Genomic DNA, 21,769 nt, shown 5'->3' with positions numbered 1-21,769 from the left:
GCAACGTCATGCCGATGGGCGCCTTCGCGTCCACCGGCTCGGGAAAAATCAGTCGGCCAGCCCGCGCAGCAGTTCGTTGACGCTGGTCTTGCTGCGGGTCTTCTCGTCGACCTGCTTGACGATCACCGCGCAATACAGCGAGTGCGAACCGTCGGCGGCCGGCAGCGAACCGGATACCACCACGCTGCCCGGCGGCACATAACCGTAGGTGATTTCCTTGGTCATGCGGTTGTAGATGCGGGTCGACTGGCCCAGGAACACGCCCATGCCGATCACGCTGTGATGGCCGACCACCACGCCTTCCACGACTTCCGAGCGCGCGCCGATGAAGCAGTGGTCCTCGATAATCGTCGGCGAGGCCTGCAGCGGCTCCAGCACGCCGCCGATGCCGGCGCCGCCGGACAGGTGGCAATGCTTGCCGACCTGCGCGCAGGAACCGACCGTGGCCCAGGTATCGACCATGGTGCCCTCGCCCACATAGGCGCCGATATTGACGAAGCTCGGCATCAGCACCACGTCCTTGCCGAAGTGGCTGCCGCGGCGGGCGATCGCGCCCGGCACCACGCGCACGCCCAGCTTGCGGAAATCGGCTTCGTCGAACGCGCCGAAGCGCGCTTCCACCTTGTCCCAGAACGGCGCGGGATAGGCTTCGACCAGTTCCATCTCGTTGACCCGGAAATACAGCAGCACCGCTTTCTTCAGCCACTCGTTGACCTTCCAGCCGCCCTTGCCGTCCGGTTCGGCCACGCGCAGTTTGCCGCTTTCCAGGCCGTCGATGGCGCGCTCGACCGCGGCGCGGGTGGAGCCCTCGATCTCGACGGTGGTCAGTTCGGCGCGGCGTTCGAACGCGCTCTCGATGGTCGACTTCAGTTCTTCAACGGCAGTGGCTTTCTTCGGGCTCATCAATCCGGGTTCCTTGGGGGAGTGTTCGTCAATGGGTTTCGAGCCCCACGCGCAATGCGTCGCGCAGGGCCTGTTGCTGTTCTTCCGACGCCAGCGGCATGTCGCCTTCGTCGGTGATCTGGAAGATGTCTTCGGCGCGTTCACCGAAGGTCGCGATGCGGGCGTCATGCACCCGCAGGCGTTGCGCGCGCAGCACCTGGGCCACGTCCGACAGCAGGCCCGGGCGATCCGGCGCGATCAGGCTGAGCACGGTGCGTCGGCCATCCGGCGTGCGCCCGAACTCGATGCGCGGCGCGAAGCGGAAATGGCGGAGTTGGCGCGGCAATGCGCGCCGCGAGGTGCGCACCTTGTCCAGCGCGCCGGCCAAGGCGACGCTCAGGCCATGCTCGACGTCGGCCGGATCGCGGGTGGCGTAGCTGTCGGCGGGCAGCACCTCGAAGGTATCGAACACCGTGCCCTGCGGCCCCACCAGCACCCGCGCCTGGTGGATGGCGTAGCCCATGCGATCGAGGGTGGACAGGATCGCGGCGAACAGGCCATCGCGATCGGGCGAATGCACGAATACTTCCATCGCGTTGGCATCCTCGGCGATCAGCCGCGCACGCACGCGCGTCTCGCCCGGCCCCACGCCTCGCAACGCCTCGGCCTGCCAGGCCAGTTGCTCCGGCCGGAAACGCAGGAAGCTCTCCTCCGGCATCGCCGCGAACAGCGCGTCGGCGTCCACGTCCCCGATGGCGTGCAGGCGCAGCAGCACCCGCACCGATTCGCGCGCCTCGGCCAGCCGCGCGTCGACGTCGACCGGATGTTCCAGGCCCTCGCGCAGCACCCGGCGGGTGGCGAAGTAGAGATCCGCCAGCAACCGATCCTTCCAGGCATTCCACAGCTTGGGACTGGTGCCGGCGATGTCGGCGCAGGTCAGCAGGTACAGGTAATCGAGCCGCTCGCGATCGCCAATCAGGCGGGCGAACGCGTGGATGACGTCCGGATCGGAAATGTCCTGCTTCTGCGCGGTCACCGACATGCGCAGGTGCTGTTCCACCAGCCAGGCCACCAGATCGGTGTCGGAGGCGCTCAGGCCATGCGCGGCGCAGAACTCCCGCGCATCGACCGCCCCGAGTTCGGAATGATCGCCGCCGCGGCCCTTGGCGATGTCGTGGAACAGGCCGCCCAGCAGCAGCAGTTCCGGCTTGCGCAGGCGCGGCCAGACCTCGTGGGCGATGGAGAAGCGTTCGTCCGCGCGGCCGGAAGAGAACGTGGCCAGGTTCTTCAACACCATCAGGGTGTGCTGGTCCACGGTGTAGACATGGAACAGATCGAACTGCATGCGCCCGGACACCCGGGCGAACGCGGGTAGCCACTGGCCCAGCACGCCCAGCCGCGCCATCCGGGTCAACGTTTCCACCACGCGCGGCCCGCGCAGCAGGCCCATGAAGGCATCGCGCTGGGTGCCCGTCGCAGCCGGATACGCGGTCAGTTTCGGCAATGACTCGGCCAGCGCGCGCGCGGTGAGCGAATGCAGTCCGCGCACCTGCGGCTGCGCGGCCCACATCGCGAACAGGGCAAATACCTGCGACACGTCATCCTGTGGCCAGGCCGGATCCCGCGCGGCCAGGTAGCCACGGCGCAGCGCGAACGCGTCGTCCAGCGGCTCCGGCAACGCCTCGCCGTCGAACTGTTCCTCGAACCGCTGCAGCAGCCGATCGCTGATGCGACGGACAATCGCGGCGCTGCGGTAGAAGCCCTGCATCATCTTCTCGACGCCCAGGTTCTCGGCGTCGTCGACGAAGCCCAGGCGCTGCGCGAGCGCTTTCTGGAAATCGAAGCGCAGGCGTTCCTCGGGACGACCGGCGATCAGGTGCAGGCCGTAGCGCAGGCGGCCCAGCGCGCGGCGCTCGCGTGCCAGCGCGGCCGCCTCGTCGGGTCCCAGTTGGCCCATGCCGACCAGCGGTTCCAGATCCCGCACGCCGAAGGTACGCAGCGCCATCCAGCCCAGCGTGTGCAGATCGCGCAGACCACCCGGGCCATCCTTGATGTTCGGTTCCAGGTTTTCGGAGGTGTCGCCGAAACGCGCATGGCGGGCACTCATTTCCTCACGCTTGGCGAGGAAGAAATCGCGCGCGGGCCAGACCCTTGCCGCCGACACCGCATCGATCAGGCGCGCCTCGTCGACCGGTTCGGCCACCACCGGCCGCGCCTCGATGAGCGCGGTCAGCACGGTCTGGTCGGCGGCGGCCTCGGTGCACTCGACGGCCGAACGCACCGCATGGCTGATCGGCAGGCCGGCATCCCACAGCAGCGCGAAGAAACGCGCCAGCGCCTCGTGGTATCGCGCCTGCGCCGGCGCTTCGGCCAGCACCAGCAGGTCCACGTCCGACTGCGGGAACAGTTCACCACGGCCGTAGCCGCCTACCGCGAACAACGCCATCAGGCTGTCGGCGGGGACGCAGCGCTGCCAGGCGTCCCGCAGCAGGTGATCCACGCCGCGCGCGCGCAGCGCGAGGATCCGGTCCATGCCGTCGCCGTGGTCGAAGCGCTTGCCCAGCCGCGCGTCGTTGTGGCCGAGCGCGGCGCGGGCGGCAGCCGACCAGGCCGCGTCGTCCGCGATACCCGGGCCGATCCCGGTCAGCCGCGGCAATGAATCAGTCGCGGCCTGGGGACTGCTCACAGGTCGTTGTCGTCGCCCGGCAGGCGGGTCAGGATCTCGACGCCGTCCTCGGTCACCGCCACGGTGTGCTCCCATTGCGCCGAGAGCTTGCGGTCCTTGGTGACCACGGTCCAGCCATCGGGCAGCACCTTGGAGAAGCGGGTGCCCTCGTTGATCATCGGCTCGATGGTGAAGGTCATGCCCGGCTTCAGCACCACGCCGTCGCCCGGGCGGCCGTAATGCAGCACCTGCGGCTCGTCGTGGTAGACCTTGCCGATGCCGTGGCCGCAGTACTCGCGCACCACGCTGAAGCGCTCGGCCTCGGCGAACTGCTGGATGGCGTGGCCGATGTCGCCCAGGGTCGCGCCCGGACGGACCGCCCTGATGCCGCGAAACATCGCCTCGCGGGTGGTGTCCACCAGCCGCTTCGCCATCACCGAAGGAGTGCCGACGAAGTACATGCGGCTGGTGTCGCCGTGCCAGCCGTCCTTGATGACGGTCACGTCGATGTTCAGGATGTCGCCGTCCTTCAGCACCTTGCCCTCGCTGGGCATGCCGTGGCAGATGACGTTGTTGACCGAGGTGCACACCGTGGACGGGAACGGAATCCGCCCGTGGCCGCCGCCGTAGCCGATGTTGGCCGGGATGGCTTTCTGCACGTTGACGATATGATCGTGGCAGATGCGGTCCAGTTCGGCGGTGGTCACGCCCGGCTTCACATGCGGCGCGACGATTTGCAGGACCTCGGCGGCCAGCCGGCCGGCGACGCGCATCTGCTCGAGTTCTTCGGGGGTCTTGAGGGTGATGGCCATGGCCGGGATTATCGCCGATTTCGCCCCCCTTTGAGCGCCCGGCAGGGTGTTTGTTGCCGGCAACTCATTGTTCCCGCTATACTTCCGCGGCTTGGCCGGACCCGTCCGTCCAGGCTGCCCACGCCGGGCGTCACCGGCGAATCCACACCTGCTGCCAACCTCCGTGCCGGGGTGCCTGAAAACTCCTTTGGGATCATTCCCTTAGGGTCGAAGGTTCGGACACGGAAGCCGCAGGGAGGCCCAACCCCGGAACCCTGCCCTCGCGGGCAACCGCCATCCCATTCCCGGCGGCCGGTTCCACGTTCATGGAGTTCAAGCAATGCCCCAAGTCACCATGCGCCAGATGCTGGAAGCCGGCGTCCATTTCGGCCACCAGACCCGCTACTGGAATCCCAAGATGGCGCCGTACATCTTCGGTGCCCGCGGCAAGATCCACATCATCAACCTCGAGAAGACCGTTCCGCTGTTCAACGACGCGATGAACTTCCTCTCGGGCGTGGCCCAGAAGCGCGGCACCGTGCTGTTCGTCGGCACCAAGCGCAGCGCGCGCGAAGCCATCAAGGAAGAAGCCGAGCGTTGCGGCATGCCGTACATGACCCAGCGCTGGCTGGGCGGCACCCTGACCAACTTCGCCACCGTGAAGAAGTCGGTCGCCCGCCTGAAGGAACTGGAAGCCGCCGAAACCGATGGCACCTTCGAGAAGCTGGTCAAGCACGAAGTGCTGGGCCTGCGCCGCGAGCGCGACAAGCTGGAAGCCTCGCTGGGCGGCATCAAGGACATGAACCGCCTGCCGGACGCCCTGTTCGTCATCGACATCGGCCATGAAGACATCGCCATCAAGGAAGCCAAGAAGCTCGGCATCCCGGTGATCGCGGTGGTCGACTCGAACTACGACCCGGCCCTGGTCGACTACGCCATCCCCGGCAACGACGACGCCATCCGCGCCGTGCAGCTGTACGCCCGCGCCGCCGCCGACGCCGTGCTGGAAGGCAAGGCCGCTTCGCCGAACGCCGCGACCGTCCGCGAGGAAGAGTTCGTGGAATCGGACGAGGAAGGCAAGGGCCGCCGCGCCCCGGCCAAGAAGGCTGGCAAGAAGGCCGACGAAGCCGCCGCTGCCGAGTAATCGCGCTGCAATGCCGCCGCGCCACAGTGCGCGGCGGCATCCGATGCCTGCAGGCGGGCCATGGCCCGCCTTGTTCAATCCGTCGGCGGGCTCCCTGCCCGCCCAACGAAATCCGAAATCTGAGGTAATCCCGTGGAAATCACCGCTTCCCTGGTCAAGGAACTGCGCGAGCGCACCGGCGCCGGCATGATGGAGTGCAAGAAGGCGCTCACCGAGAACAACGGCGACATCGACGTGGCCGCCGAATGGCTGCGCAAGTCCGGCCTGGCCAAGGCCGACAAGAAGGCCGGCCGCGTGGCCGCCGAAGGCCGCATCGCGGTCGCCCAGGACGGCGGCAAGGCCGTGCTGGTGGAAATCAACTCCGAAACCGACTTCGTCGCCAAGGACGGTAACTTCGTCGGCTTCACCGACACTGTCGCCCAGGTCGCCCTGGCCTCCGGCGCCGCCGATGTCGAAGCCCTGAAGACCGCCAAGTTCCCGTCCGGTGAAACCGTCGAGGAAGCCCGCGCCGCCGTCATCTCCAAGGTCGGCGAGAACGTGCAGGTCCGTCGCCTGGTCCGCGCCGACAGCAGCAACAACGTCGCGGCCTACGTGCACGGCGGCCGCATCGGCGTGCTGATCGAGGTCAAGGGCGGCGACGCCGAACTGGCCCGCGGCCTGGCGATGCACGTGGCGGCGATGAACCCGCCGTACATCAAGGCGTCCGACGTGCCGGCCGACTTCGTCGCCAAGGAAAAGGAAATCGAGCTGGCCAAGATGTCCGACAAGGACAAGGCCAAGCCGGCCGAGATCCTGGAGAAGATCATCAGCGGCAAGATCGCCAAGATCGTCAACGAGGTCACCCTGTACGGCCAGCCGTACGTGCTGGACACCAACCAGACCGTCGAGGCGGTGCTGAAGGCCGCCGGCGCCGAAGTCGTCAGCAGCCAGCGCCTGGCCGTGGGCGAAGGCATCGAGAAGGTGGTCGAAGACTACGCCGCCGAAGTGATGAAGCAGGCCGGCCTGGCCTGATTTCCTTCTCGGAAGGAATCGGAAAAGCCGCGGGAAACCGCGGCTTTTTCGTTTTTCCGGATTACGTTCGAGACCGCTTCCAGCCGCGCTTTCGCCGTTCGTCGGCGGGATTCCGCGGACCGCTAAACTTCCGCGCGTACCGGCCGATAGCGAGGCGAGGGTGGCAGGAACGCCGCCGCCATACGACAAGGTCCAGCCGCGCGCGATGCGAGCCGAATTCGAAGCCAAGCTATCTTGCTGCCGCGATCTGCCCTCTCCGCCGGGGGTGGCACTGCGGATCCTCGCGCTTGCGCGGGATCCCGATGTCGTGATGGCCACCGCGGCCGACACCATCGGCCTGGACGCGGCGCTGACAGCCCGCATGCTGCGCATCGCCAACTCGCCGCTCTACGCCAGCCGCCGGCGGGTGGAGAACCTGAGCCAGGCACTCACCCTGCTGGGTCTGAATGCCACCCTGACCCTCGCGCTCGGTTTCTCGCTCGCTTCGGGAATGCGCTCGCGTCACCATGCCGACGCGCAATGCGAAGAGAAGGTCTGGCGGCGCAGCGTGATCGCCGCGCTCGCCAGCCGCCTGCTGGGCGAACGGACCGGCCAGCGCCGGCTCGAAGAGCTGATGCTCGCGGGGTTGCTGCAGGACATCGGCATCCTCGGCCTGCTGCAACTGGATCGCAAAACCTATGCGCCGCTGCTGGCGGCCAGCCCGGACAACGCCAGCCTGCTGGAACGCGAGCGCGAACAGTTCGGCTGCGATCACGCCGAAGTCGGGCACTGGATGGCGCGCCACTGGAACCTGCCCCCGCTGCTGCAGGACGCCATCGGATCCAGCGAGTCGAAACGCGTCCCCACGCCTTTCGACGCCTGCGTGGCCGTTTCCGGCTTCCTCGCGGATCTGTGGATCGAGGAGGACGCCGACGCCGCTCGCCTGCGCGCCATCGATGCCGCGCACAGCCACCTGTCGCTGGACGTGGTCGCCGTGGATGGCGTCATCGAGCAGATTGGCAAGATGCTGCCCGAAATCGCCACCATGTTCGAAGTGCGCATCACCCAGCCACGCCGCATCGCCGCGCTCCTGCAGGAGGCGCGCGAACTGCTGGTGCTGCGGAACCTGCGCGAGATCCAGGACGCCGCGCGCGCGCGCAAGGACGCGGACGAATTCGAACATCGTGCCCGGCGCCTGGCCGAGGAGGCGCGGCGGGATCCGCTTACCGGCGTCTACAACCGCGCCCAGTTGGAAAGCGTGCTGGAGAAGGAATTCGAAACCTCCTCGCGGCACGGCTGGCCCCTGTCCATCGCCTTCGTCGACCTGGACGATTTCAAGAAGATCAACGACGGTTGGGGCCACCTGGTCGGCGACCAGGTGCTGCGCAGCTTCGCCTCCACCCTGCAGCAGCATCTGCGCGGCAGCGACATCGTCGCCCGCTATGGCGGCGAGGAATTCCTGATTGTCCTGCCCGGCACCGACGAGCGCGCGGCGCTGGGCGTGATGCGCCGGATCCTGGCCAAGGTCGGGCAGGCGCCGATGACTCGGGTGGATGGACGTCCCCTGCACGTGACCTTCTCCGCCGGACTGGCCACGCATGGCGCGCTGGAACAGTTCGCCCACGTCGATCAGCTGCTGCAGGCCGCCGACGAGGCCCTGTATGGCGCCAAGCGCGAGGGGCGCAACCGGGTCGTGGCCGGGCTCGTCGAGGACTGAACCGCGCGCGACCGTGCCGGCTCCCGTCAGGCGCGATCGCGCGATTGCGCCTGACGGCCCCGCTCGGCTCGGCTAGAATTGCGGCGTTTGCCCCTTCGCCGAGAGCCCCCATGACCGCACCCCTCGCCTATCGCCGCATCCTGCTCAAACTTTCCGGCGAGGCGCTGATGGGGTCCGAGGACTACGGCATCGACCCGGTCGTGATCGGGCGGATCGCACGTGAAATCATCGAGGCCCGCGACGCGGGCGCCGAAATCGGCCTGGTCATCGGCGGCGGCAACATCTTCCGCGGCGCCGGCCTGGCCGCCGGCGGCATGGATCGGGTGACCGGCGACCAGATGGGCATGCTGGCCACCGTGATCAACGCGCTGGCGATGCAGGATGCCCTGGAAAAACTGGGCGCCAAGGTCCGGGTGATGAGCGCGATCAAGATCAACGACGTGTGCGAGGACTACATCCGCCGCCGCGCCGTCCGCCACCTGGAAAAGGGCCGCATCGCGATCTTCGCCGCCGGCACCGGCAATCCGTTCTTCACCACCGATTCCGGCGCCGCGCTGCGCGCGATCGAGATCGGCGCGGATCTGCTGCTGAAGGCCACCAAGGTCGATGGCGTCTACGACAAGGATCCGAGCAAGCACACCGACGCCCAGCGCTACGAACAGCTGACCTACGACGAGGTCATCGCCCGCGATCTGCAGGTGATGGATACCGCCGCGTTCGCGCTCTGCCGCGACAGCGATGTGCCGCTGCGCATCTACGACCTGTCGGTCCCCGGCAACCTGATGCGCATCCTGCGCGGCGAAAACATCGGCACCCTGGTGAAGGGCCGGGGCTGAGCTGCTCGTCCCATCCCGAATCCCGAATCCCGAATCCCCTTGCTGTAATAGTGTCCGCGGCATCCACGCGGCACCCTATGCGGCATGGGACATTCACACGGCTCGCACGGCCACTCGCACGGTTCGGCCACCCGCACCTTCGCGCTGGTCACCCTGATCAACCTGGCCTACACCGCTCTGGAGGCGGGCTACGGCTTCTACACCAATTCGCTGGCGCTCCTGTCCGACGCCCTGCACAACCTGGGCGACGTCCTCGGACTCGGCCTGGCCTGGGCGGCGGCGGCGCTGGCGCGCCGTCCCCCGACCAGCAGCCACACCTACGGATGGCGCCGCGCCACCCTGCTTTCCCCGCTCGCCAACTCGGTCCTGCTGATGGTGTTCTCCGGCGCGCTGGGCTGGGAGGCGATCCGCCGCTTCAGCGCGCCTCCGGCGATTCCCGCCACCCCGGTGATCGTGGTCGCCGCCATCGGCATCGCCATCAATTTGGGCGCCGCCTGGCTGGTCCGGGATGGCCACGCGCATGACCTGAACAAGCGTGGCGCCTTCCTGCACCTGATGGCGGACGCGGCGGTCTCGCTCGCGGCGGTGGTCGCCGGCCTGGGCATGCTGGCGTTCGGCTGGGCCTGGCTCGACCCGCTGACCGCCCTGCTGATCGGCGTGGTCATCGCAATCGGCACCTTCGGCCTGCTGCGCGACAGCTTCAATGCGGCCATGGACGCGGTCCCGCCCAGCATCGACCAGGCCCAGGTCCAGGCCTTCCTGGCCGGCCAGCCCGGCGTGCAGGCGGTCCATCACCTGCACATCTGGCCGCTGGGTGCCGGCGAAATCGCCCTCACCGCGCACCTGGTGCGGCCGGAGGGCGAGGATCACGACGCTTTCATCGATGCCACCCTGCACGCGCTGGACCACCGGTTCGGCATCAACCACGCGACCCTGCAGATCGAGCGCGGCAGCCAGTGCGGGCACGACCTGCACGATGCCGCGCCGCACCATTCGCATTGAGCCCAGCCCGGCCCCGGGGCCGGAACGTCCGCAAAGGTGCCAGGAACGCCTATAATCGGGCGTTTAAGAATTGCCACGGAACCGCTGATGCTCAACGACATCAAGAAAGACGCGCAGGCGCGCATGACCAAGAGCATCGACGCCTTGCGTCACACCCTGGTCAAGGTGCGTACCGGCCGCGCCTCCACCGCCCTGGTCGAACACCTGAAGGTCAACTACTACGGTTCCGATGTGCCGCTGAGCCAGGTCGCCACCGTCGCCGTCTCCGACGCGCGCTCGCTGACCATCACCCCGTGGGAAAAGCAGATCGTCGGCGCGGTCGAGAAGGCCATCCTGGCCTCCGACCTGGGCCTGACCCCGAACACCGCCGGCACCACCATCCGCCTCAACCTGCCCGCGCTCACCGAGGAGCGCCGCCGCGAACTGTCCAAGGTCGTGCATGGCGAAGGCGAGGACACCAAGGTCGCGATCCGCAACATCCGCCGTGACGCCAACCAGCAGGTCAAGGATCTGCTGAAGGACAAGCAGATCACCGAGGACGAGGAGCGTCGCGCGGAAGAAGAGATCCAGAAGCTGACCGACAAGTCGATCAAGGACGTGGACGACGTGGTCAAGGCCAAGGAACAGGAATTGATGGCGGTCTGAGGACTGCCATGTCCACCGCCAGACCCGGTATTCCACGTCATCTGGCCGTCATCATGGACGGCAACGGACGCTGGGCGGAACGCCGCCGGCGTCCGCGCGTGATCGGCCATCGCGCCGGCGCCCGCGCGGTGAACGTGTGCATCGACTTCTGCCTGGAGCGCGGGATCGAGGCGCTGACCCTGTTCGCCTTCTCCAGCGAGAACTGGGGCCGGCCGGAGGAAGAGGTCGGCGCGCTGATGAAGCTGTTCCTCAACGCGCTGGACCGCGAAGTCGACGAACTCGACCGGCGCGGCGTGCGGGTGCGTTTCATCGGCGAGCGCGGACGCTTCCCGCCGGCGATCCGGCAACGCATGGAAGCCGCCGAGGCGCAAACCGGCGCCAATGCCCGGCTGACCCTGGTCATCGCCGCCAGCTACGGCGGCCGCCAGGACATCGCCCAGGCCGCACGCGCGCTGGCCACCGAGGTCGCGGCCGGCCGGCTGCGGCCCGAGGACATCGACGAGGCGGCGATGGGCCGCTGCGTCGCGCTGGCCGATCTGCCGCCGCCGGATCTGTTCATCCGCACCGGCGGCGACCATCGGGTCAGCAACTTCCTGCTGTGGCAACTGGCCTATACCGAACTCTGGTTCACCGAACAGCTGTGGCCGGACATGGACGCGGCGACCCTGCAACGCGCGCTGGACGACTATGCCGGCCGCGAGCGCCGCTTCGGCTTGACCAGCGCCCAGATCGCGCAGAGCGCGACGGAGAACACTTCCGCATGAGCAATCCCGGCGGCACCAAGGTCCGCGTGATCGCGGCATTGACGATGGCGCCGATCGCCATCGCGGCCATCCTACTGCTGTCCACGCCCTGGCTGTCGGCGCTGGCCGCGCTGGTGTTCCTGGTCGGCCTGTGGGAATGGTTCAAGCTGGCGGAAATCGACGACACCCTGCCGCGCACGCTGCTGCTGCTCGCCAACGTGCTGCTGATGGTGCTGCTGGTCTGGGCTTCGGCCGGCTCGCCGGACCTGGTCCCGTTGCGGCTGGTCTCCCTGCTGGGCGTGTTCTGGTGGGTGCTGGCGCTGCTGTGGTTGCGCTTCTTCGATTTCGCCTCGGATCACGAGACCTGGGCCCGCGGTTTCAAGCTGGCCGCCGGAACCCTGGCGATCGTGCCGGCCTGGTGCGCGCTCTGCCTGATCCATGCCGGCCAGCCCTACGGCCATCGCTGGCTGTTCGTGGCCCTGGCGATCGTCTGGGCCGCCGACAGCGGCGCCTACTTCGCCGGCCGCCATTTCGGCGGCCGCCTGTTCAGCCGCAAGCTGGCGCCCCGCATCAGTCCCAACAAGACCATCGAGGGCGTGTTCGGCGGCATCGTGGCCGGCCTGCTGGTCGCCGCGGCCGGCACGTTCTTTGCCGGTGCCGGCTTGGTCGAGCTGCCCTACGTGCTGATCGTCTCGGTGGCGACCGTGCTGTTCTCGGTGGTGGGCGACCTGTTCGAAAGCCTGCTCAAGCGCCACGTCGGCGCCAAGGACTCCGGCGACGTCATCCCGGGTCACGGCGGCGTGCTCGACCGTGTCGACGGCGTGCTGGCCGCGCTGCCGATTTTCGCGCTGGGCAAGGAACTGTTCGGGTTCTGACATGGCAACCGGCAGCACGCTCCAGCGGGTGGCGGTGTTGGGCGCCACCGGTTCCATCGGCGCCTCGGCGCTGGACGTGATCGCGCGCCACCCGCAGCGCCTGCAGGCGACGGTGCTGGCCGCCGGCAGCCAGGTGGAAGCGCTGCTCGAACTGTGCCAGCGCCACCAGCCGCGCCATGCGGTCATCGCCCGCGATGATCTTTATCCCGCCCTGCGCGACGGCCTGCGCGAACACGGGCTGGCCACCGAGGCCCACGCCGGCATGGCCGCGCTGGATCGCCTGGCTGCCGACGGGGAATGCGACACCGTGGTGGCCGCCATCGTCGGCGCGGCCGGCCTTTCCTCGACCCTGGCCGCCGCGCGCGCGGGCAAGCGCCTGCTGCTGGCGAACAAGGAGTCGCTGGTCCTGGCCGGCGAACTGATGACCCGCGCCTGCGACGCCGCCGGCGCCGAAATCATTCCCATCGACAGCGAGCACAACGCCATCTTCCAGTGCCTGCGTTCACGCCAGGCTAAGGACGACGTTCGCCGCATCGTGCTGACCGCTTCCGGCGGGCCGTTCCGCGGCCGTGGCCGTGCCGAGCTGGCCGGGGTCACGCCGGCGCAGGCGGTCGCGCACCCGAAGTGGTCGATGGGACCGAAAATCTCGGTCGACTCGGCGACCCTGATGAACAAGGGCCTGGAACTGATCGAGGCGCATCACCTGTTCGGCCTGTCCGGGGGCCGGCTGGGCGTGCTGGTCCATCCGCAGAGCCTGGTGCACTCGCTGGTGGAATTCGTGGATGGCTCCACCCTCGCGCAACTGGGCCTGCCGGACATGCGGACCGCGCTGGCGGTGGGCCTGGGCTGGCCGGATCGGATCGACTCGGGCGTCGCCGGCCTGGATTTGCTGGCCCACGGACGGCTGGACTTCGAGGCCCCTGATACCGACGCCTTCCCTTGCCTGCGGCTGGCCTGCGAAGCGCTGGATGCCGGCGGCACCGCACCCGCGGTCCTGAACGCGGCCAACGAAGTGGCCGTTTCAGCCTTTCTTCAGGGCAAAATCCGTTTCCTATCCATTCCCGCGCTGGTCGAGGAAGCCCTCGCCGCGCTGCCTGCCGCGCCCGCGGATTCACTGGAGGCGCTGCTGGAAGCCGATGCACGGGCCCGACGCATCACCGAAACCACCATCGCAGGTCGTGCCGCCCGTGCTTGAGTGCCCTTTCACAACCCGTGAGCGGTTCCGATGAGCGAGGTGCTGGGTTCCCTGCTGTGGATGATCGTCGCCATCGGCGTGCTGGTCACGTTCCATGAGTTCGGCCACTACTGGGTGGCCCGTCGTTGTGGGGTCAAGGTACTGCGCTTTTCGGTCGGTTTCGGCCGCCCGCTATGGTCGCGCCGGAACCGCCACGGCACCGAGTTCGCGATCGCCGCCATCCCGCTGGGCGGTTACGTGAAGATGCTGGACGAGGCTGAAGGCGACGTCTCCATCGCCGAACAGCCCCAGGCCTTCAACCGCAAGCCGGTCCTGCAACGGATCGCCATCGTCGCGGCCGGTCCGATCGCCAACCTGGTGCTGTGCGTGGCCCTGCTCTGGGCGATGTTCGTCATCGGCCGTCCGGACTATTCCGCCACCCTGGGACCGACCACCGGTATTGCCGCCGAAGCCGGCCTGCACGGCGGCGACCGTATCGAGGCGGTCGACGACCGGACCATCAACACGTGGATGGAAGCGCTGCAGACCCTGACCATGGCGGCGATGGACGGCCGCGATGCGCGGTTGCGGGTCATCGACGCCGATGGCAATGAGCAGGACCGGACCCTGGCACTGTCCAGACTGCCGGTCGGCTTCAATCAGGAAAACGTGGGAGGCGCCGCCGGACTCTCCTGGCGCCACCTGCTGCTGCCGGCGACCGTCACCGCGATCAAGCCCGGCAGCGCCGCGGACGGCGTGCTCAAGCCTGGCGACACCATCACCGCGGTGGATGGTCAACCCGTGCACCAGTTTGGCGACCTTTATCCGCTGGTCGACCAGTTGGGCCAGCGCGGCGGCGCGGCCATGATCGAAGTCGACCGCGAGGGTGCGCGGCATGCCTTCGAACTGCAACCCCGGCAAATCCGGGATCCGGAAACCGGCAAGGTGACCTGGGCGCTGGGCCTGGAGCCCCCCAAGTCGCTGCCACCGGCCGAGTACGACTCCCTCCAGCAGTTCGGCCCCCTCGCCGCCGTCCCGGCGGCCCTGCGCGAGACCGGCAAGATGACCGCCGATTCGCTGGGGATGATCCGGCGCATGCTGACCGGGCACGCCTCGGTCAAGAACGTGTCCGGCCCCATCACCATCGCCCGGGTCGCCAACAACACCGCCAAGCGGGGCGTGGCCTGGTTTCTCTATTTCCTGGCGCTGGTGTCGCTGAGCCTGGCCATCCTTAACCTGCTGCCCATCCCCGTCTTGGACGGCGGACACCTGCTGTATTACCTTATTGAGTTGGTCAAGGGCAGTCCGTTGAGCGAACGCAGCATGGTGACCGGGCAGTACATCGGCCTGGCCCTGCTGGCGGGCCTGATGGGTCTGGCGTTCTACAACGACATCCTCCGTCTGGTGACTTGATGCTTTTGAACTTTTTTGTGCCGGTCTGCTCAAAGCCCGCCAGCCCCCAGCATGACTTTTCCCGGCAAACGCCTGCCCTGCAGGCCCGCCACCTACCGGATGTGATGATGACGCGACAGCCCACCCGCCGCCTGCTCGCCCTGGCCCTGGCCTCGGCCCTTACCGCCCCCGCCTGGGCGCAGACGGCCCTGCCCCCCATCGTCGCCCCCGCCGAAGCGGAGGCCGGCAGCTTCACCGCCAGCGACATCCGCATCGATGGCCTGCAGCGCATCTCCGCCGGTACCGTGCTGACCTACCTGCCGATCGAACGTGGCGATACCGTCACCTCCTCGCGCGTGGGCGACGCCATCCGTGCGCTGTACAAGACCGGCTTCTTCCAGGATGTGCGCCTGGACCGCCAGGACAACATCCTGGTGGTCACCGTGGTCGAACGACCCGCCATCAACAAGCTGACCGTGACCGGCAACAAGGACATCAAGACCGAACAGCTGATGACCGGCCTGAAGGACATCGGCCTGTCCGAGGGCGACACCTTCGATCGCCTCAGCCTGGACCGCGTCACCCAGGAGCTGATCAAGCAGTACAACAACCGCGGCAAGTACAACGTCGAAATCACCCCGACGGTCAGCCCGCTGGACCGCAACCGCGTCGACATCACCATCGCCATCAAGGAAGGCAAGGCCGCCAAGATCCGCCACGTCAACCTGGTCGGCACCGAGAAGTTCCAGAACGAGGACATCCTCAAGACCTGGGAATCCAAGGAGCACAACTGGCTGTCCTGGTACCGCCGCGACGATCAGTACTCCAAGGAAAAGCTCTCCGGCGACATGGAGAAGCTGAATTCCTGGTACCTGGACCGTGGCTACGTCGACTTCAGCATCGATTCCACCCAGGTGTCGATCAGCCCCGACAAGCGCGACATGTTCCTCACCGCGGGCATCACCGAGGGCGAGCAGTACAAGGTCTCCGAGGTCAAGGTCACCGGCGATACCGTGCTGCCGCAGGAGAACGTCGAGCGCATGGTGATCGTCAAGCCGGGCCAGATTTTCTCGCGCCGGCTGCTGGAAATCACTTCCGACGGCATCACCGCCACCCTCAGCAACATCGGCTACGCATTTGCCCAGGTCAACCCGATTCCGTCGGTGGACCGCGAGAAGCGCACCGTCGCCCTGAACTTCCAGGTCGTGCCCGGCCCGCGCGTCAACGTCCGCCGCATCGTCTTCAAGGGCAACGCGCGCACCTCCGACGAGGTCATGCGCCGCGAGATGCGCCAGTTCGAAGGCTCCTGGTATTCGCAGGCTGCGATCGACCGTTCGAAGATCCGCCTGCAGCGCCTGGGCTACTTCGAGACCGTCGACGTCGAGACGCCCGCGGTTCCCGGCACCAACGACCAGGTCGACGTCGTCTATACGGTCAAGGAAACCACCTCGGGCAGCTTCGTGTTCGGCCTGGGCTACTCGCAGTTGTCCGGCATGACCACCTCGATCCAGCTGTCGCAGAACAACTTCCTCGGCAGCGGCAACCGCGTGTCGGTCGAGGCGCAGCGCAGCGACTACCTGCAGCGCTACTCGTTCTCGTTCCTGAATCCGTTCTTCACCGACGAGGGCATGTCGCTCGGCTACAACCTGTGGTGGCGCGAGTATGACTATTCCGACTTCAACACCGCACAGTACTCCAGCACGAGTGCCGCGGCGCAGGCGGTCCTGGGCCTGCCGTTGACCGAAACCGACAGCGTGTCGCTGCTGTTCGGCATCGATCGCAACCAGATCAACTACAACAGTGCGACTCCGAGTTCGATCGTGGATTACATCAACGCGATCGGCCAGCGCACGTTCCACGCCTGGCGCTCGGAAATCGGCTGGGCGCGCGATACCCGCAACGACTACTTCATGCCCACCGCCGGTACCTACCAGCGCGTGTCGGCTGAAATCACCCTGCCCGGCTCGACCGTCGAGTACTACAAGCTCAATTACGAATTCTCCAAGTACTGGCCGCTCACCCCGTCGCTGGTCCTGAACACCCGCTTCGATTTCGGCTACGGCGACAGTTGGGGCAACGACACGTCGCGCAACGTCTGCCGGATGCTGCCCACCGACCCGTCGATTCCCGGCCAGGCCAATCCGGCGGCGGCAGCCGACAGCACCGGCGCCTGCGCACCTGGTTCGGTGCTGGATCGCACCCTGACCGCCACCGGCCTGCCGTTCTTCGAGAACTTCTATGCCGGCGGCGTGCGTTCGGTGCGTGGCTTCAGCGACAACACGCTGGGTCCGCGTTCGGAAGCCAACGGCTACTACTACCGCGGCCAGCCGCTCGGCGGGTCGCTGAAGACGGTCGGTTCGCTGGAAATGTATTTCCCGCGCCTGTTCGATTCCAACGCCGCGCGCATTTCTGCGTTCTTCGACTTCGGCAACGTGTTCGACGGATACGACAACTTCGACGCCGGCGAACTGCGCGCTTCCGCGGGCGTGGCGCTGCTGTGGCGCGCGCCGGTCGGTCCGATCTCGATCAGCTATGCGTTCCCGCTGAAGAAGAAGGACGGCGACGAAATCGAGCGCCTGCAGTTCACCTTCGGCGGCGGCTTCTGATCGAAGGCGCCGCGTGCGGGGGGCTCCATCGCCCCCCGTATGGTATAGCCCGTATTTCCGGCGTGTCCGGGGGTACGGCGACGAAACTGGGCGAGGCGCTACAATTGCGCCCCATGACCGTTTCCCCCCTTTCCGCCGCCGCGCTCGCCGAGCGCTTCTCGCTGGGCCTGCATGGCGACGGCACCGTGGCCGTCGAAGGCGTGGCGACCCTCGCCCGTGCCGGCCGCCACCAGCTCGCCTTCCTTGCCAATTCCCGCTACCGCTCGCAGCTGGCCGAATCGGCCGCGGGCATTGTCGTGCTGCGTGCCGATGACGCGGAGGCGGCACCGGGCACGGCACTCATCGCCAAGGACCCATACACGGCCTTCGCCAAGATCGCGGCGCTGTTCGAACAACGCCCCGCCCGCCCAGCAGGCATCCATCCCAGCGCGGTGATCGACCCCTCGGCCCGGGTATCGCCCGGCGCGCATGTCGGTCCCTTCGTCAGCATCGGCGCCCGTGCCGAAGTCGGCGAGGGTTGCATCATCGGCCCGCACTGCGTCATCGGCGACGATTGCGTCGTCGGGGCCGGCAGCGAGCTGATCGCGCGGGTCACCCTGGTCGTCCGCGTGCGCCTGGGCCAGCGCGTGCTGATCCACCCGGGCGCTGTCCTGGGCGCCGACGGTTTCGGGCTGGCGATGGATGCCGGCCACTGGATCAAGGTACCGCAGCAGGGTGGCGTGGTGGTCGGCGACGACTGCGAGATTGGCGCCAACACCACCATCGATCGCGGTGCGCTCGACGATACCGTGCTGGAAGAGGACGTTCGCCTGGACAACCAGATCCAGATCGGCCACAACGTGCGCATCGGCGCGCATACCGCGATGGCCGGCTGCAGCGCCGCCGCCGGCAGCGCGAAGATCGGCCGCTACTGCCTGATTGGCGGCGCCGCCGGCGTCCTCGGCCATCTGGAAATCTGCGATCGCGTGGTCATCACCGCGATGTCGCTGGTGACCAGTTCCATCCATGAGCCGGGCGAATACTCGTCCGGCACCCCGCTTACCGACAACCGGACCTGGCGCAAGAACGCCGCCCGGTTCAAGCAACTCGACGCACTGGCACGCCGCGTGCTGGCCGCGGACAAGGAATGAACATGACCGAACCCGAAGTGAAGCTCCCCATCGACGTCGTCACCATCCAGAAACTGCTGCCGCACCGCTATCCGTTCCTGCTGGTGGACAAGGTGGTGGAGTTCGAAGCGCACAAGCGCATCGTCGGCATCAAGAACGTGACCATCAACGAGCCGTTCTTCCAGGGCCACTTCCCTGGCCATCCCGTGATGCCCGGCGTGCTGGTGATCGAGGCCTTGGCCCAGGCCGGTGGCGTGCTGACCCAGATTTCGCGCGGCCTGTGCGGTGGCGACCGGCTGTTCTACCTGGTCAAGGTCGACAACGTCCGCTTCTCGCGCATGGTGGTGCCCGGCGACGTGCTGGAACTGCACGTGGAAATCAAGCGGGTCATCCGCAACATGACCCTGTATACCTGCGTGGCCAAGGTCGCCGGCAACGAGGTCGCCAGCGCCGAGGTGCTGTGCGCCGAGACCCCGGCATGAGTACCGATATCCATCCGAGCGCGGTCATCGATCCGGGCGCGCGCCTGGGCGCGAACGTGCGCGTCGGTCCGTTCAGCCTGATCGGCGACGGCGTTGAAATCGGCGATGGCACAGTCATCGGCCCGCATTGCAGCGTGACCGGTCCCACCCGGATCGGCCGCGACAACCACCTGGTCGGCCATGTCGCCGCGGGCGGGGATCCGCAGGACAAGAAGTTCGCCGGCGAACGCACCGAACTGGTCATCGGCGATCGCAACATCATCCGCGAGTTCGTCACTCTCAACCGCGGCACCGGCAGCGGCGGCGGCATCACCCGCATCGGCGACGACAACCTGCTGCTGGCCTATACGCACGTCGCGCACGACTGCGTGATCGGCAACCACTGCGTGTTCTCCAACAACTCGACCCTGGCCGGACACGTCACCGTCGAGGACTGGGTGATCATGAGCGGCTTCTCCGGCGCCCACCAGTTCTGCCGCATCGGCGCGCATGCCTTCATCGGCATGGGCGCGCTGGTCAATGGCGACGTCCCGCCGTACACCATGGTCGGCAGCGATTCGCTGGGCCGGCCGCGTGGCATCAACAGCGAGGGACTGAAGCGGCGCGGCTTCGACAGCGAACGCATCTCCGCGATCAAGCGTGCCTACCGCACGTTGTACGTCGCCGGCCTGCCGCTGGCCGAGGCCAAGCAGCAACTGGCGGAACAGGCCCAGTCCAGCGAAGACGTTCGTGCCCTGCTCGATTTCATCGAACGCGGCGAGAGGCCGCTGCTGAGATGAATTCCCCCGCGCGCCGCCCGCGCATCGCGCTGGTGGCCGGCGAGGCCTCCGGCGACGGGCTGGGTGCCGGCCTCATCGCCGCATTGCGCGAACGCTGGCCCGACGCCGAATTCGCCGGCATCGGCGGCGATGGCATGCGCCGCGAAGGTTGCCAGACCTGGTTCGACGCGGGCGAGCTGGCGGTGATGGGCCTGTCCGAGGTACTGCGCCACCTGCCCCGCCTGCTGAAGCTGCGGCGTGCGTTCCGCGAGCGCGTGCTGGCCTGGCGGCCGGATGTGTTCATCGGCATCGATGCCCCCGACTTCAACCTGGGCGTGGAGCGCTGGCTCAAGCAGCGCGGGATCCGCACCGTGCATTACGTCAGCCCCTCCGTCTGGGCCTGGCGCGAGAAGCGCGCGCAGAAGATCGGCGCCAGCGCCGACCGCGTGCTGTGCCTGTTCCCGATGGAACCGCCCATCTACGCCCGCCATGGCGTCGATGCGCGCTTCGTCGGCCACCCCATGGCGGACGACATGCCGCTGCAACCGGACCGCGCCGCCGCCCGGCGGGCGCTGGACCTGCCGGCCGACGCGCCGGTGCTGGCCCTGCTGCCCGGCAGCCGGCTGGGTGAAATCCAGCGGCTCGCGCCACCCTTCCTGGAAGCGGCGCAGCGCGTCGCGCGCGCGGTACCGGAACTGCGCGTGTGCGTTCCGGCCGCCAACCCCGCCTGCCGCGAACAACTGGAAACCCTGCTGGCCGATCCGCAACTGGCCGTGCCGAACCTGCATCTGCTCGACGGCCATGCCCGCACCGCGCTGTACGCGGCCGATGTGGTCCTGCTGGCTTCCGGCACGGCGACCCTGGAAACCATGCTCGCCAAGCGCCCGATGGTGGTGGGCTACAAGGTCGCGCCGATGACCTATCGCATCGTCAAGGCGCTGGGCCTGCTGAAGGTGGAGCGCTACGCCCTGCCCAACGTACTGGCAGGTGAGGACCTGGCGACGGAATTGATGCAGGACGAGTGCACGCCCGACAAACTGGCCGATGCCGTGCTGCACTGGTTCCGCGCGCCGCAGGAAGCCGCCGCCCTGCAACCGAAGTACCTGCACCTGCACGAGCAATTGCGCCAGGATGCTTCCGCGCGCGCCGCCGACGCGGTGTCCGAGCTGCTGGAACCGGCCGCCGCGCCCGCGGGCATCCGCTAGAATCGCGCCATGCTTCCGAACGGTTCGCTGTTTCCCGACCCCGTGTTCCGCCTGATCGCCGGCGTGGACGAAGCCGGCCGCGGCCCGCTGGCCGGACCGGTATCGGTGGCGGCGGTGATCCTGGATCCGGATCGCCCCATCGACGGCCTCAACGATTCCAAGCAACTGACCGAAGTCCAGCGCGAGGCGCTGTATCCGTTGATCATCGAGCGCGCGCTCGCCTGGCGGGTCGAGTTGGTGCAGCGCGAGGAAATCGACACGCTCAACATCCTGCAGGCCACGATGGAAGGCATGCGACGCGCGGTTCGCGCGTTGCAGCCGGCGGCCGAACTCGCGCGCATCGATGGCAACCGGATTCCCACCCGCCTGCCGTGTCCGGCCGAGGCGCTGGTGGGCGGCGATCGGCTCGATGCCGCGATCATGGCCGCATCCATCCTCGCCAAGGTCACCCGCGACCGCGCGATGGTGGCATTGCACGCGCAGTTCCCGCAGTACGGTTTCGCCAACCACAAAGGCTATTCCACGCCCGAGCACCTGGCCGCGCTCACCCTGCATGGCCCCTGCCCGCTGCACCGCCGCAGTTTCGCGCCCGTTCGCGTCGCGCTGGAAGCGCACGGCATGGCCTGAGCGCGGAGTTCCCGCGCCTCCCCGCCGCCGGTCGGATGAACAGGACGCCCTGTCCTTGGTCACGCCGACTTCCAGCAGTCGAAACAATCCTCGCAACCCTGCAGGCTGTTATCGCATCTCCTCCAT

General features: G+C 67.7%; 18 protein-coding genes and 1 pseudogene. 16 read left to right on the top strand and 3 right to left on the bottom strand.

The genetic code is table 11. From position 1 onward, the window contains the following. Positions 1-48: 48 nt before the first annotated feature. Genes dapD through map form a run of 3 tightly spaced genes read right to left on the bottom strand, consistent with a single transcriptional unit; the run spans position 49 to position 4,359 of the window. The gene (dapD, locus tag IB228_RS03035) at positions 49-1,047 is read right to left on the bottom strand and encodes a 2,3,4,5-tetrahydropyridine-2,6-dicarboxylate N-succinyltransferase (protein WP_318288750.1); all 999 of its coding nucleotides are present in this window, start codon (positions 1,045-1,047) and stop codon (positions 49-51) included. After that, positions 932-3,643, bottom strand: coding sequence for a [protein-PII] uridylyltransferase (gene glnD / locus IB228_RS03030; protein WP_192197540.1), 2,712 nt, complete (start codon positions 3,641-3,643; stop codon positions 932-934). The genes dapD and glnD overlap by 116 nt, the downstream gene beginning before the upstream one ends. Continuing rightward, the gene (gene map, locus IB228_RS03025; protein ID WP_141453551.1) at positions 3,565-4,359 is read right to left on the bottom strand and encodes a type I methionyl aminopeptidase; all 795 of its coding nucleotides are present in this window, start codon (positions 4,357-4,359) and stop codon (positions 3,565-3,567) included. Before map ends, glnD begins: the two co-directional genes overlap by 79 nt. 319 nt (positions 4,360-4,678) lie before the next feature. Here map and rpsB point away from each other — a divergent pair, with 319 nt between their 5' ends. The 16 genes and pseudogenes from rpsB (at position 4,679) to rnhB (ending at position 21,643) form a co-directional block, all read left to right on the top strand. Further along, positions 4,679-5,482, top strand: coding sequence for a 30S ribosomal protein S2 (gene rpsB / locus IB228_RS03020; RefSeq protein WP_183643140.1), 804 nt, complete (start codon positions 4,679-4,681; stop codon positions 5,480-5,482). Between the two features lie 132 nt (positions 5,483-5,614). Beyond that, positions 5,615-6,493 (top strand): translation elongation factor Ts, encoded by an 879-nt coding sequence (gene tsf / locus IB228_RS03015; protein WP_183643143.1) that lies wholly within the window; start codon positions 5,615-5,617, stop codon positions 6,491-6,493. A gap of 205 nt (positions 6,494-6,698) precedes the next feature. Continuing rightward, on the top strand, positions 6,699-8,189 hold the full coding sequence (locus tag IB228_RS03010) for a GGDEF domain-containing protein (RefSeq protein ID WP_192197851.1): 1,491 nt from the start codon (positions 6,699-6,701) through the stop codon (positions 8,187-8,189). A gap of 110 nt (positions 8,190-8,299) precedes the next feature. Then, on the top strand, positions 8,300-9,025 hold the full coding sequence (gene pyrH, locus IB228_RS03005; protein ID WP_192197539.1) for a UMP kinase: 726 nt from the start codon (positions 8,300-8,302) through the stop codon (positions 9,023-9,025). A gap of 84 nt (positions 9,026-9,109) precedes the next feature. Then, complete coding sequence (locus IB228_RS03000) at positions 9,110-10,027, top strand: cation diffusion facilitator family transporter (RefSeq protein WP_183643150.1); 918 nt, start codon at positions 9,110-9,112, stop codon at positions 10,025-10,027. Between the two features lie 87 nt (positions 10,028-10,114). Beyond that, complete coding sequence (frr, locus tag IB228_RS02995) at positions 10,115-10,672, top strand: ribosome recycling factor (protein WP_183643153.1); 558 nt, start codon at positions 10,115-10,117, stop codon at positions 10,670-10,672. A gap of 8 nt (positions 10,673-10,680) precedes the next feature. Then, positions 10,681-11,436: a polyprenyl diphosphate synthase gene (gene uppS / locus IB228_RS02990; protein ID WP_183643156.1), complete on the top strand. Its 756-nt coding sequence runs from the start codon at positions 10,681-10,683 to the stop codon at positions 11,434-11,436. Then, positions 11,433-12,290, top strand: a complete 858-nt coding sequence (locus IB228_RS02985) for a phosphatidate cytidylyltransferase (RefSeq protein WP_192197538.1) — start codon at positions 11,433-11,435, stop codon at positions 12,288-12,290. Before uppS ends, IB228_RS02985 begins: the two co-directional genes overlap by 4 nt. A gap of 1 nt (position 12,291) precedes the next feature. Beyond that, entirely contained in the window at positions 12,292-13,485 is a 1,194-nt protein-coding gene (gene dxr, locus IB228_RS02980) for a 1-deoxy-D-xylulose-5-phosphate reductoisomerase (RefSeq protein WP_192197537.1), read from the top strand. Between the two features lie 30 nt (positions 13,486-13,515). Beyond that, a complete protein-coding gene (gene rseP, locus IB228_RS02975) occupies positions 13,516-14,877 on the top strand; it encodes an RIP metalloprotease RseP (protein WP_192197536.1) in 1,362 nt (453 codons plus the stop codon). A gap of 107 nt (positions 14,878-14,984) precedes the next feature. Further along, on the top strand, positions 14,985-17,462 hold the full coding sequence (gene bamA / locus IB228_RS02970; RefSeq protein ID WP_192197535.1) for an outer membrane protein assembly factor BamA: 2,478 nt from the start codon (positions 14,985-14,987) through the stop codon (positions 17,460-17,462). A gap of 113 nt (positions 17,463-17,575) precedes the next feature. Continuing rightward, the gene (lpxD, locus tag IB228_RS02965) at positions 17,576-18,592 is read left to right on the top strand and encodes a UDP-3-O-(3-hydroxymyristoyl)glucosamine N-acyltransferase (protein WP_192197534.1); all 1,017 of its coding nucleotides are present in this window, start codon (positions 17,576-17,578) and stop codon (positions 18,590-18,592) included. A 2-nt stretch (positions 18,593-18,594) separates the two neighbouring features. Then, positions 18,595-19,053: a 3-hydroxyacyl-ACP dehydratase FabZ gene (gene fabZ / locus IB228_RS02960; RefSeq protein WP_183643174.1), complete on the top strand. Its 459-nt coding sequence runs from the start codon at positions 18,595-18,597 to the stop codon at positions 19,051-19,053. Further along, positions 19,050-19,832: an acyl-ACP--UDP-N-acetylglucosamine O-acyltransferase gene (gene lpxA, locus IB228_RS02955; RefSeq protein ID WP_192197533.1), complete on the top strand. Its 783-nt coding sequence runs from the start codon at positions 19,050-19,052 to the stop codon at positions 19,830-19,832. The genes fabZ and lpxA overlap by 4 nt, the downstream gene beginning before the upstream one ends. Before the next feature lie 2 nt (positions 19,833-19,834). Next, positions 19,835-21,016 (top strand): annotated as a pseudogene (gene lpxB, locus IB228_RS02950) (lipid-A-disaccharide synthase); the annotation flags it as partial. A 9-nt stretch (positions 21,017-21,025) separates the two neighbouring features. Continuing rightward, complete coding sequence (gene rnhB / locus IB228_RS02945; protein WP_192197531.1) at positions 21,026-21,643, top strand: ribonuclease HII; 618 nt, start codon at positions 21,026-21,028, stop codon at positions 21,641-21,643. Positions 21,644-21,769 lie beyond the last annotated feature (126 nt).

It is taken from the genome of Pseudoxanthomonas sp. PXM04 (genome assembly GCF_014851695.1).
In the GTDB taxonomy this organism is placed as follows: Bacteria; Pseudomonadota; Gammaproteobacteria; order Xanthomonadales; family Xanthomonadaceae; genus Pseudoxanthomonas_A; species Pseudoxanthomonas_A beigongshangi.
Note: the sequence above shows the minus strand (reverse complement) of the source record. Positions and strands in the feature narration are given on the sequence as shown.